The organism is Streptomyces flavovariabilis, assembly GCF_000725785.1.
GTDB lineage: Bacteria > Actinomycetota > Actinomycetes > Streptomycetales > Streptomycetaceae > Streptomyces > Streptomyces hawaiiensis.
Genome location: NZ_JNXD01000015.1, coordinates 211,633 through 222,502, shown reverse-complemented (window position 1 = coordinate 222,502; position 10,870 = coordinate 211,633). Strand labels below are relative to the sequence as shown.

Annotated in this window: 9 protein-coding genes; 3 read left to right on the top strand and 6 right to left on the bottom strand. The window is 71.1% G+C overall.

The genetic code is table 11. The features are described from left to right. Positions 1 to 972, top strand: a 972-nt coding sequence (locus IO24_RS0126070; protein WP_031139491.1) for a non-reducing end alpha-L-arabinofuranosidase family hydrolase, incomplete at its 5' end; no start/stop codon positions are given. Between the two features lie 268 nt (positions 973 to 1,240). On the opposite strand, the gene IO24_RS41000 is transcribed toward IO24_RS0126070, so the two are convergent. After that, entirely contained in the window at positions 1,241 to 1,555 is a 315-nt protein-coding gene (locus IO24_RS41000; RefSeq protein ID WP_045296520.1) for a hypothetical protein, read from the bottom strand. A gap of 959 nt (positions 1,556 to 2,514) precedes the next feature. Between IO24_RS41000 and IO24_RS0126060 the strand changes: the two genes are divergently transcribed. Then, the gene (locus IO24_RS0126060; RefSeq protein ID WP_031139489.1) at positions 2,515 to 3,906 is read left to right on the top strand and encodes an MFS transporter; all 1,392 of its coding nucleotides are present in this window, start codon (positions 2,515 to 2,517) and stop codon (positions 3,904 to 3,906) included. Positions 3,907 to 3,957: 51 nt separating this feature from the next. Here the strand turns inward: IO24_RS0126060 and IO24_RS0126055 are convergent, their stop codons facing one another. The 4 genes from IO24_RS0126055 to lnt form a co-directional block, all read right to left on the bottom strand. Further along, positions 3,958 to 5,862 carry a helix-turn-helix domain-containing protein gene (locus IO24_RS0126055; RefSeq protein ID WP_031139487.1) on the bottom strand — a complete coding sequence of 635 codons (1,905 nt, stop codon included), beginning with the start codon at positions 5,860 to 5,862 and terminating at the stop codon, positions 3,958 to 3,960. A gap of 75 nt (positions 5,863 to 5,937) precedes the next feature. Beyond that, on the bottom strand, positions 5,938 to 6,738 hold the full coding sequence (locus IO24_RS0126050) for a 3-hydroxybutyrate dehydrogenase (protein WP_031139485.1): 801 nt from the start codon (positions 6,736 to 6,738) through the stop codon (positions 5,938 to 5,940). Positions 6,739 to 6,792: 54 nt separating this feature from the next. Next, positions 6,793 to 7,272 (bottom strand): NUDIX hydrolase, encoded by a 480-nt coding sequence (locus IO24_RS0126045; RefSeq protein ID WP_031139483.1) that lies wholly within the window; start codon positions 7,270 to 7,272, stop codon positions 6,793 to 6,795. 68 nt (positions 7,273 to 7,340) lie between these two features. Then, the gene (gene lnt / locus IO24_RS0126040) at positions 7,341 to 8,957 is read right to left on the bottom strand and encodes an apolipoprotein N-acyltransferase (protein ID WP_031139481.1); all 1,617 of its coding nucleotides are present in this window, start codon (positions 8,955 to 8,957) and stop codon (positions 7,341 to 7,343) included. A 216-nt stretch (positions 8,958 to 9,173) separates the two neighbouring features. Between lnt and IO24_RS0126035 the strand changes: the two genes are divergently transcribed. Then, positions 9,174 to 10,241 (top strand): O-antigen ligase family protein, encoded by a 1,068-nt coding sequence (locus tag IO24_RS0126035; RefSeq protein ID WP_234335275.1) that lies wholly within the window; start codon positions 9,174 to 9,176, stop codon positions 10,239 to 10,241. A gap of 51 nt (positions 10,242 to 10,292) precedes the next feature. Here the strand turns inward: IO24_RS0126035 and IO24_RS0126030 are convergent, their stop codons facing one another. Further along, positions 10,293 to 10,847 carry a hypothetical protein gene (locus tag IO24_RS0126030; RefSeq protein WP_031139477.1) on the bottom strand — a complete coding sequence of 185 codons (555 nt, stop codon included), beginning with the start codon at positions 10,845 to 10,847 and terminating at the stop codon, positions 10,293 to 10,295. Between the last annotated feature and the right edge of the window lie 23 nt (positions 10,848 to 10,870).

Sequence of the window (10,870 nt, the reverse complement as noted above, 5' to 3'; positions counted from 1 at the left end):
GGCACCAACCAGAAGTGGACCGGCCTGTCCGGGACGGGCAACTCGTGTGCCCTTCCGTCGACCTACCGCTGGACCTCGACCGGCCCGCTGGCGCAGCCGAAGGCGGGGTGGGCCTCGCTCAAGGACTTCACCAGCGTCGTCCACAACGGCAAGCACGTCGTCTATGCCACGACGCACGACACTGTCGCCGGTGAGGATGGGCGCTGGGGATTGACGACCTTCAGCCCCTTCACGAACTGGTCCGACATGGCCACCGCCACCCAGAACAAGATTCCCTTCGATGGCATCGCGCCGACGCTCTTCTACTTCGCCCCGAAGAACATCTGGGTGCTCGCCTACAACGGGGGTTGGCCATACAGCTTCTCCTACCGCACCTCGAGCGACCCCACCGACCCCAACGGCTGGTCCGCGCAGCAGGAGCTGTGGACGGGCACCCTCCCGAAGGGGGGCCCCCTCGACGTGACCCTCATCGGCGACGACACGAACATGTACATGTTCTTCGCCAACGACAAGGGCGACATCTACCGGTCCAGCATGCCCATCGGCAACTTCCCGGGCACCTTCGGTTCGGTCACGACGGTCATGAGCGACACGGAGCTCAACCTGTTCGAGGCGCCGGAGGTCTACAAGATCCAGGGTCAGAACCAGTACCTCATGATCGTCGAGGCCCAGAATTACACAGGGTATGGTCGCTACTTCCGCTCGTTCACGGCCACCAGCCTCGGCGGCACGTGGACACCGCAGCCGCAGGCCGAGACCGTGACCAGCCCCTTCGCCGGCAGTGCCAACAGCGGCGCGACCTGGACCAGGGACATCAGCCACGGCGACGTGGTTCGCACCAACCCCGACCAGACCAAGACCGTTGACCCCTGCAATCTGCAGTTCCTCTACCAGGGGCGCGACCCCAGCACCGACGGCGGGGACTACGGCACCCTGCCGTACCGGCCGGGGCTACTGACACTGCAGCGCTAGCCAGTGGCGTGACACAGGTCCTGGTGTTCCTGACATTCGCGGGCAACGGCGTACGCCGAACCGGGTGGGCGTCACAGCGAGCGATCAGGAACGGGTGGAGTGGGAGCGGCGGGCTCGGTGCAAGGCCGAGCCCGCCCGTGCACGCGGAGAATCCGGATGGTGGCGGCCTCGTCCTGGTCGACCACGAGACGCGGAACGTGTCAAGCCTGGTGAGTCGGTCGGTTTCAGGGTTTGTCGAGTGAGCCGGGGTCGCCGGCGTCCGAGGTGATCACTGGGCGGCGGCGAGGTCGTCCGGCTGGTTGATCCACACGTTGGTGGGGATGATCGGAGAGGTGGGTGGCTTGTTGACGAACCGTTCGGGGTCGCGCTGGTAGACGGCGGTCAGGACGTCGGCACGGACGGCGACCATCCAGACGACGGTGTAGCGGCTGTACATGTCGATGATCGAGTACAGGTGACAGAAGACCCGTTTGCCGTCGTGCTCGCGCAGGATGCGGTACATGGTGGACACACAGTCCTCGGCGGTGACGCGTGAGAGGCTGGCGACCGCCGTCTCCGGCAATGCCGCGGCGGGCGCTCCCATGCTGCAGACATCTCCAAAGGCGTTGAGATTTGGAGGGCTGAAGGATACGGCCTGGTTGGTCGAGAAAGTTCCCGGGCCGCATGCTGCGCATCGGCCATAGCACGCGCGTCTCCGTGGCCTTGCTTCAGGTGCTCGAGAGAGGAGGACCCGAGTGCAACGGTGCTCACGGCGGACACGGAAACCCACCTACTCAGAAGCCCCGCCGGGCCGCACCTGCGGGGCTTCCCGTCGCGCACTCCGCTCTCACACGCCTATCACCGACTGGGTCGACTCCACCGGACCGGAATGCCCTGACCTGGCATTACGCGCTCATCTTGGACTGGCCTGGACGCCCACCGGACGGTCTCTACAACCTGTGCCATGTGGTACCGCGGCCCACTCGCTAGCACCACGTACCACTCATCAAGATCCGGACCAGGTGCGGACCGAATCAGCCTGGCACTCGACGTTTCCACTCTTTGTCGCAGGTCAGGAGCGAGGTCAGGCGTGTACCACCAGCAGACGAAGAATCTGCTGGGACGAACGCGTACCACACCGCAGCGCTTTGTCCGTGCCCGCAGAGCCGAGCGGCAAAGCCGGGTCGGCCTATCAGTCAGGTCGCCTACCGCGCGACGGCCCTGAGCCGATCAGCCCCAAGATGTCCGAGTTCAACGGAGCGTAGTCAGCACCAAGTCAGCACGGGACAGGTGAAGGCGGGTGATGACGTGGGCTTTTAGTCAGCACCAAACCAGCACGGGAGTCAGCACCGCACCGTCAAATCACCCTGAACTACGCGTCCCGGACGACACTCGTTTCGACCGCCACCGATCCCCTGAACCGCCTTTCCACGAGCCGGCATGGTGGCCGCACGCATAGCCAACCCTCGAACTATGTTGCCCCGCCACATGTGCGCCTGACCTGCGGATTCCTACGGTGTGGCGACACCAAACGTCCCCGTCACACCCCAGGAAGTGGTGCCGATGTCCTCCCCCGCGACCGCTCCCCCACCCCCCGCCAGCCTCAAGCGCATCGTCGCCGCCAGCCTCATCGGCACCACCATCGAGTGGTACGACTTCTTCCTCTACGGCTCTGCCGCCGCGCTCGTGTTCAACAAGCTGTTCTTCCCGGACTCCGACCCGCTCATGGGCACCCTGCTGTCGTTCCTGACGTACGCGGTCGGGTTCGCCGCCCGGCCACTGGGCGCCCTGGTGTTCGGGCACTACGGCGACCGGCTCGGGCGCAAGAAACTGCTGGTGCTGAGTCTGCTGCTGATGGGCGGGGCGACCTTCGCCATCGGGCTGCTGCCGACGCACGCCTCCATCGGCACGGCCGCGCCGGTGCTGCTCACCGTGCTGCGCCTGGTCCAGGGGTTCGCGCTCGGCGGTGAGTGGGGCGGCGCCGTGCTGCTGGTGTCGGAGCACGGGGACGCGCGGCGGCGGGGGTTCTGGGCGTCGTGGCCGCAGACCGGAGCGCCGGCGGGGCAACTCCTGGCCACCGGCGTGCTGTCGCTGCTCACGGCCCTGCTGTCGGACGCCGCGTTCGGCAGCTGGGGCTGGCGGGTGCCGTTCCTGCTTTCCGGGGTGCTGGTGATCGTCGGTTTGTGGATTCGTCTGTCTGTCGATGAATCCCCGGTCTTCAAGCAGGCGTTGGCGCAGGCCGAGGCCCGCCAGGCGGACGTCGCGGCGGAGGCCGAGAAACTGCCGCTCGTCTCCGTCCTGCGGCACCACTGGCGTGACGTCCTGGTCGCCATGGGGGCCCGCATGGCGGAGAACATCAGCTACTACGTCATCACCGCGTTCATCCTCGTCTACGCCACCACCTCGGCCGGGGTCTCCAAGCAGACCGCGCTCAACGCGGTACTCATCGCCTCGGCGGTGCACTTCGCCGTCATCCCGGCGTGGGGCGCGCTGTCCGACCGGATCGGTCGCCGGCCCGTGTATCTGATGGGTGCGGTCGGTGTAGGGCTGTGGATGTTCCCGTTCTTCTCGCTGATCGACACCGGCGGCTTCGGCAACCTGATCCTCGCCGTCACCGTCGGGCTGGTCCTGCACGGGGCGATGTACGCGCCCCAGGCCGCGTTCTTCTCCGAGATGTTCGCGACACGTATGCGCTACTCCGGGGCGTCGATCGGCGCCCAGTTCGCCTCGGTCGCGGCGGGCGCGCCCGCTCCGCTGATCGCCACCGCGCTGCTGTCCGACTACGGCAGCTCCACACCGATCGCGCTGTACGTCATCGCCGCCGCCGTGCTCACCGTCATCGCGGTGGCGGCGGCCAAGGAAACGCGCCACCGGGACCTGGCCGACGTCGCTCTTCCCTCCAGCCCGGGAGCGGACCGGACGACCGCCGCCGCGGAGGACGCCCGCACCGTCTGACCCGCCAAGGACGCGTGACCCCTGGCCCCCGTACCTGCCCGCGTACGGGGGTCAGCGCTGTGCCGGAGCCGACAACTGATGCAGGCGCAGAGCGAGTTGGATCTCCAGCGCCCGCGCCGGGCTCTGCCAGTCGTCGCCGAGGAGGCGGCCGACGCGCTCCAGGCGCTGGGCGACGGTGTTGACATGGACGTGCAGTCGGTCCTTGGTGCGGGCGGGGCTCATGCCGCAGGCGAAGTACGCGTCGAGGGTGCGCAGCAGTTCCGTGCCACGTCGCCGGTCGTAGGCGACGACCTGGCCGATGGTGCGGTCGACGAAACCCGGGATGTCCCGGTCGCCGGCCAGCAGCAGTCCCAGGAAGCCGAAGTCCTCGGCGGCTGCCCCGTCCCCACAGCGGCCGAGGACGCGCAGGGCCTCCAGGCAGCGGCGGGCCTCCGCGTAGGCCGTGGCCACGGTCTCGGGACGGGTGGCAAGGTCCTCGGCGGGTGCGGAAGCGCCGACCGTGACCGGTGCGTGGACCGCGGTGCCCAGGTGCCGGGCGGCGCGGCGGGCCAGGCCGGTGGCCGTGTCGCCGGGGCGGAGGGGCAGCAGCAGGACGGTGCCGCCATCGCGCGCGGCGGCCAAACCGTGTCGGGTCGCCGCCAGGTGGGACGCCGCCGCTGCCAGGCGTCTGCGGGCGTCCGCCTCCTGGTCGGCGTCGGCCGCGGCGCCCTCCAGCCGCGCGGCCAGTACCACATGGAGAGCGTCGAGGTCGGCGTGCAGCCGGGTCGCGCGCTCCCTCAGCAGGCGCGGGTCGCGGTCGCGGGCGTCCAGCAGGTCGTCCAGCAGCTCACCGCGTACGCGCTGTTCGGCCTCGGCGGCGGATCTGCGGGCCAGGAGCAGCAGGGAGGTGACCATGGCGGCGCGCTCCAGGGTGCGCTGGTCGACGGGGTCGAGCCCGGGGTGCCCGCGCAGCACCAGCGCGCCGAGCAGTTCGCCGCCGGCGGCGACGGCGGCGATCCAGTCGTCCTCGTGCAGCACCGCATGCCCCTCCGCGCCGGACTTCTCCAGGGCCCCGGCGGGTGCGGCGCCGGCCTCGGCGAACTCGACGGTGCCGTCGAGGATCTCGGAGACGGCGGCGGCCACGTCGTGCACCCCGCCGCCGCGCAGGACGAGCTCGGCGAGCCGGTCGTGCACGTCGGAGGCGCGCTCGATGACGCCGCTGCGGTCTCGGATGATCTCGTTCGCCCGCTCCAGGCCGGCGAGGGCCGACCGGGTCTCGGCGAGCAGGTTGGCCGTGTCGATGGCGGCCGCGGCGAGGGCGGCGAAGGAGCCGAGCAAGGCGATCTGCTCCCGCTCGAAGACCCGGGCACGGCGGTCCGCGGCGAACAGCACGCCGATGACATGGTGCCCGAGTGTCAGCGGCACCCCGAGGATGGCCACCAGCCCCTCGTCCCGCACGCCCGCGTCGATGGTGAGGGTGTGCTGGAAACGGTCGTCCTTGAAGTAGTCGTCGGTGACATAGGGGCGCGCGGTCTGCGCGACGAGGCCGCCGAGCCCCTCCCCCATGCCGAGCCGCAGCTGCTGGAACCGGGCCGCGACCGAGCCCTCGGTGACCCGCATGTAGGTGTCGCCGCGCTCCGTGTCGTTCAGGCTGAGATAGGCGACGTCCGTGCCCAGCAGCGAGCGGGCACGCTGCACGATCGCCTGGAGTACCGCGTCGAGGTCGCGCAGTCCGGCGAGGTCGTGGGCGGTCTCGAACAGTGCGGACAACTCGGCCTCGCGCCGCCGTCGTCCCTCCAGCTCGGCGCGCACGCGCAGGGCGAGCGGCTTGGCCTGCCGGAGCGCGGCGATCCACTGCGCCGAGCGCCCTTCGGCACGCGCGAGCAGCTCCGGCTGCTCATAGGCGTCGGCCGACGCGCCCCGGGCCAGGAGCTCGAGGAACGGCATCTCGGTGGACTGCACGTGATCGCTGGACATGCTCACAGGATTCACCATGACCGGCCCGTCCCGTCAGGCCTGTGGACAACTGCCCCGGCCGGCGGGACCGGCTGTTCAGTGGGCGGTCCAGCCACCGTCGAGCACCAGCGAGGTACCGGTCACGAAGGACGCCGGCGGACTGCAGAGGTACGCCACCGCCTCGGCGACCTCCTCCGGTTCGATCAGCCGCTTGACAGCGCTGTCCTTGAGCAGCACCTCCGTCAGGACGCGCTCCTCGGGGATGCCGTGCGCCTGCGCCTGGTCGGCGAGCTGCTTCTCGACCAGTGGGGTGCGCACATAGGCGGGGTTCACACAGTTCGAGGTGACACCGTGGGACGCGCCTTCGAGGGCGGTGGTCTTGGACAGTCCCTCCAGACCGTGTTTGGCGGCCACATAGGCCGACTTGTAGGCCGAGGCTCGCAACCCATGGACGGAGGACACGTTCACGACGCGGCCCCATCCCTGCCCGTACATGTGGGGCAGGGCCCCGCGGATGAGCCGGAACGGTGCCTCCAGCATGACGGTGAGCACCGTGTGGAACACGTCGGGCGGGAACTCCTCGATGGGGCGCACGAGTTGGATCCCGGCGTTGTTGACGAGGACGTCGGTGCCCGCAGCGGCGAGTTCGGCGGCGTCGAGGTCGGTGAGGTCGAGGAGGTGCGGCTCCACCGTGCCGGCGAGGCCGCGCGCCTGGTCGGCCAGTTCCTCCAGGCCCGCGGCGTCCCGGTCGACGGCTCTCACCTTGGCCCCGGCGGCCGCGAGCCGCAGCGCGCAGGCACGGCCGATGCCGCCGGCGGCGCCGGTGACGAGCGCGGTGCGGCCGCCCAGGTCGGGCGGGGAGGCGTGGGGGGCCGGGAGGGCACGGGACGCGGTCATGCTTCGACCCTAGGCAGCGCCGCTACCCCACCCCATGTGTTCACACCCCATAGTTCAGCCGGAGGCAGTGGGGTCGAACCATGTGGGGGCTTCCGACAGGGCCTGCTTGATCCGGAACAGGCCGAACTCGTCCAGCTCGGGCAGCGCGTCGACATCGAACCAGGCCACGTCCAGCGACTCGTCGTCGTTGACCCGCGCCTCGCCGCCGACGGCCCGGCAGCGGAAGGTGATGTCCATGTACTGGCAGATGTCGCCGTTCCCGTACGTGACGGGCTCCAGGGCCTGGACGACGACGACCCGTTCGACGACGCAGCGCACGGCCGTCTCCTCGTGGACCTCCCGCACCGCGCAGGCCGCGGGTTGCTCCCCCGGGTCCGGGATGCCGCCGATCACGGACCACTTGCGGGTGTCGGCCCGGCGATTGAGCAGCACTCTGCCCTCGTCGTCGAAGACGAGGGCGGTCACCCCGGGAAGCCAGAGCAGCTGATGACCGGCCGAGGCACGGAGTGTGCGGATGAAGTCGGGAGTAGCCATGCCGTCGACCCTAAGGGGCCGATTCCGGCGCCCCGGCACGATTCAGGCCGCGGGCGACCGGCGTACGGCTACACGTCACCGGCGCGTCGCCCGCGCAGCCCGGCGCCGACGGCCCAGCCGAGTCCTCCGGCCGCGACCAGCACGAGGGCGATCTCCGGCAGGATGCCGAGGCGGGTCGCGGGGGTCTGCGAGGACCGCAGCGGCACCTTCTGCACCAGCGAGTCGGCCACGAACATGCCGGTCTTCTGCGTGATCCTGCCGTCCGGCATGATGATCGCGCTGACGCCGCTGGTCACCGGCACCGTCACCGTCCGGCTGTGCTCGACCGCCCGCACCCGGGACATGGCGAGCTGCTGGTAGGTCATCTCGCTGCGGTCGAAGGTGGCGTTGTTGCTGGGCACGGAGATCATCTGAGCCCCGTCGGTGACCTCGGAGCGCACCGTCCAGTCGAAGGCGGCCTCGTAGCAGGTCACGAGGCCGACCTTGGCGCCGTCCATGGTGAACACGCCCGGCTCGGTGCCCCGGCTGAAGTCCTGGCGCACCATGGCCGTCCAGTTCTCGTTGATCGCGCCGATGAGCGAACGCAGCGGCAGGTACTCGCCGAACGGCTGGATCTGGCGCTTGTCGTAGGTGTCGACGGGGCCCTTCGCCGGGTCCCACAGGATCTGCTCGTTGTACAGCTTGCCGTCCCGCTCGACGACGCCGCCGACCGAGATGGGCACGCCGATGGACGTCGCCGCCGCGTCGATGACGGCGCGGGCGTCGGGGTTGGCGAAGGGATCGATGTCGGAGGAGTTCTCCGGCCACAGCACGAAGTCGGGCCGCGCGACCTTGCCCGCCTTGACCTCGGCGGCCAGGCGTTCCGTCTCGCGCGCGTGGTAGTCGAGCACGGCCCGCCGCTGGGAGTTGAAGTCGAGGCCGGCGCGGGGCACGTTCCCCTGGACCACCGCGACGGTCACGCTGCTGTCCTCGGCCTTGTCGCTGACCAGCGCCCGGGCGGCGACCGCCCCCAGGACCGGGACGCCCATGCTCAACACGGCGACGGCCGCCGCCGTATGCCGCACGACCCCGGTGGCCCGCCGCTCCAGGCCGAGACGGACGACCTCGTACAGTCCGAAGCCGCACAGGACCACGGCGAAGCCGAGCAGCGGGGTGCCGCCCACCGCGGCGAGCGGCAGGAACACACCGTCCGCCTGACCGAACGCGACCTTCCCCCAGGGGAAGCCGTTGAAGGGCGCACGCGCGCGTGCCGCCTCGCCGGCGATCCACACGGCGGCGGCCCACACCGGCCAGCCGGGCAGCTTGGACACGGCCGCGACCCCCGCGCCGACCAGGGCGACGAAGAGCGCCTCGATCGCCACCAGGGCGAGCCAGGGGCCCGGCCCCACCTCCACTCCGGTCCACACCAGCAGCGGCAGCAGGAAGCCGAGGCCGAAGAGGTAGCCGAGGCCGAGGGCCGCCCTCCAGCCGCGGCCGCGCAGCACCCAGCCGAAGACGGCGAAGGCCGGCAGGGCCAGCCACCACAGGGTGCGGGGCGGGAAGGAGACATACAGGAGCAGCCCGGAGAGCGCGGCTGCGGCGGCCGGAACGAGACGTACGAGCCGCCGGGCCCACGTCCGCGCCCCGGGCGCGATCCGCGGCTCCAGCTGGTCCGATTCGCCGACGGAGGTTGCGGTGACGGTCACTCCCGGAGTCTAAGGCGCGTGCCCTTCAGGCCGACAGCGCGGTCGGTGTGACGGAGCCCCTGTTCATTTCGTCACGACACATCCCCAAACCCTCCACCAGCCGTTACGGTGTGCCAAGCCTCAGTCGTACGGCCCGTGGCGGCCCGTGGCGGCCGGGGTCTTCACAAGTCGGGGGCGATGGTGCGCCGGGGGGCGGGCGGGGTGGGTTCCAGTGGGGTGACGTCTGCGTCCGGGCCGGACGCGGACGGTGAGAGACGAATCGTTTCTGACGCGGCGGGTGTCGTGGTGCTGGGCGCCTGCGCCGTCTGGTCCCTGATCACGGCGGCCGTGCAGGCCGGCAGGCCCGAGGGGGTTCTCCTGGCAGTGCTGGCCGTGGCCGCCGGGTACGCCGCCGGCCGGATCAGCGGGGCTCTGCTGCCGGTCGGCGCGCCCTTCGCCGGTGCGCTGGCCGGCATCGCGCTGACGGTGGCCGTTCCCCACCTCGCTCCGGGCCCGCAGATCGCCGCGCCGCTGGGGCATGCCGGGGCCACCGCCGCCGTGCTGACGCTGTCGGCCGGTGCCGCGTGCTGTGCGGCCTGGGCCGCGCGGGTGCCGGCCGTTCGGTTCGCCCTGCGTCTGCTGGCCGCGGGCACCGCGGTGCTGGCGGCCGTGCTCGGCTCGACCAGCGGCTTCGTGACCTGCCTCGCGGTGCTGGTGTGCTCTCTGGCCGCCGGCCGCATCCGTCACCGCGGCGCCGGCATGGTGGTACTGGCCGCGGTCGCCGCTGTGGTGACCGGCCTGGTCTGGGCGGTCGCCGCACGGGCCGTGCCGGGCGGGTTCGTGGCCGCTCTGGAGGGCCGGCTGACGCCGCACCGCGTGCGGCTGTGGCAGGACGCATGGCATCTGCTGGGCGACGACGCCGCGCTGGGGGCCGGCCCGGGCCGGTTCGGGGAGCTGAGCCCGACGTCCGCCCAGTCCCTGCTGTCCGACGGCAAGCCCCACTCGGCGCCTCTGCAGCAGGCGGCGGAACAGGGGATCGTCGGCCTGGTCCTGCTGGCGGCGGCGTTCGGCTGGGTCCTGTACGCACTGTGGCGCGGCCCGCGACCGACGCCGGTGGCGCTCACCGCCGGCGCTGCCCTGACGGCGCTCGCCGCCATCGCCGCGGTCGGCAACGCGTTGAGCTTCACGGCGGTGTCGGTGGGGGCGGGTCTGCTGGCGGGCATGGCCACGGCGCGTCCCCTGGAACCGTCGAGCCGTACTCCGGATGCGCAGGTGCGGGGAGCGGGACGCACTCCTGCGTGGTGACAGCCGGTGATCACTGCCGTCGCTCATGACCGGTGACGAGCGCCCGGCGGCTCAGTGCGCGGGAGCGCCCGGTTTGGTGGGCCGCAGCCGTGCCTCGATCACCCGTACGGCCGCCTCCGCGTCGTCCACGGTGATCGTGAAGGTGTGACCGTCCCACAGTTGCAGCTCGACGCCCTCACCGCGTCGTACGACCACCGCGGTGCCCTTCTCGGGCCGCCATCGGTAACCCCAGCCGCCCCAGTGGCGGGGGGTGACGTGGGAGATGTACGTGGCGCCGACCACGTCGGAGAGCGGGATCCGGCGGCGGGGCACGCCGATGTGGCCGCAGCGGACTTCGAGGTGCTCCTCGTCGACCCGCAGGGCGACGTGCACGAAGGCGAGGGTGCCGAAGAGGACCAGGAGCCCGGCGGCGATGCACCCGACGACGGCCATGACCAGCGGGGCGATGCCGGACTTCCATGCCGAGTCGACGGCCAGCTCGATGCCGAGCGCCATGCAGGCGGCGCCCACGAGCGCCAGCAGCCACTGCACCCGGTTGGTGGCTCGGCCGGTCCAGACGTCCGGGTGCGGGCTGGGGGCGTTCTCGCCGTGGCGGTGGTCCCTCATGTCTATGAGGGTACTCAGGTTTC

Excerpts from the sequence above, each read along its gene's own strand:
- IO24_RS0126045 (WP_031139483.1), bottom strand. The coding sequence starts at position 7,272 with ATGGCTACTCCCGACTTCATCCGCACACTCCGTGCCTCGGCCGGTCAT.
- IO24_RS41000 (WP_045296520.1), bottom strand. The coding sequence starts at position 1,555 with ATGGGAGCGCCCGCCGCGGCATTGCCGGAGACGGCGGTCGCCAGCCTC.
- IO24_RS0126060 (WP_031139489.1), top strand. The coding sequence starts at position 2,515 with ATGTCCTCCCCCGCGACCGCTCCCCCACCCCCCGCCAGCCTCAAGCGC.
- IO24_RS0126030 (WP_031139477.1), bottom strand. The coding sequence starts at position 10,847 with ATGAGGGACCACCGCCACGGCGAGAACGCCCCCAGCCCGCACCCGGAC.
- IO24_RS0126055 (WP_031139487.1), bottom strand. The coding sequence starts at position 5,862 with ATGTCCAGCGATCACGTGCAGTCCACCGAGATGCCGTTCCTCGAGCTC.
- IO24_RS0126050 (WP_031139485.1), bottom strand. The coding sequence starts at position 6,738 with ATGACCGCGTCCCGTGCCCTCCCGGCCCCCCACGCCTCCCCGCCCGAC.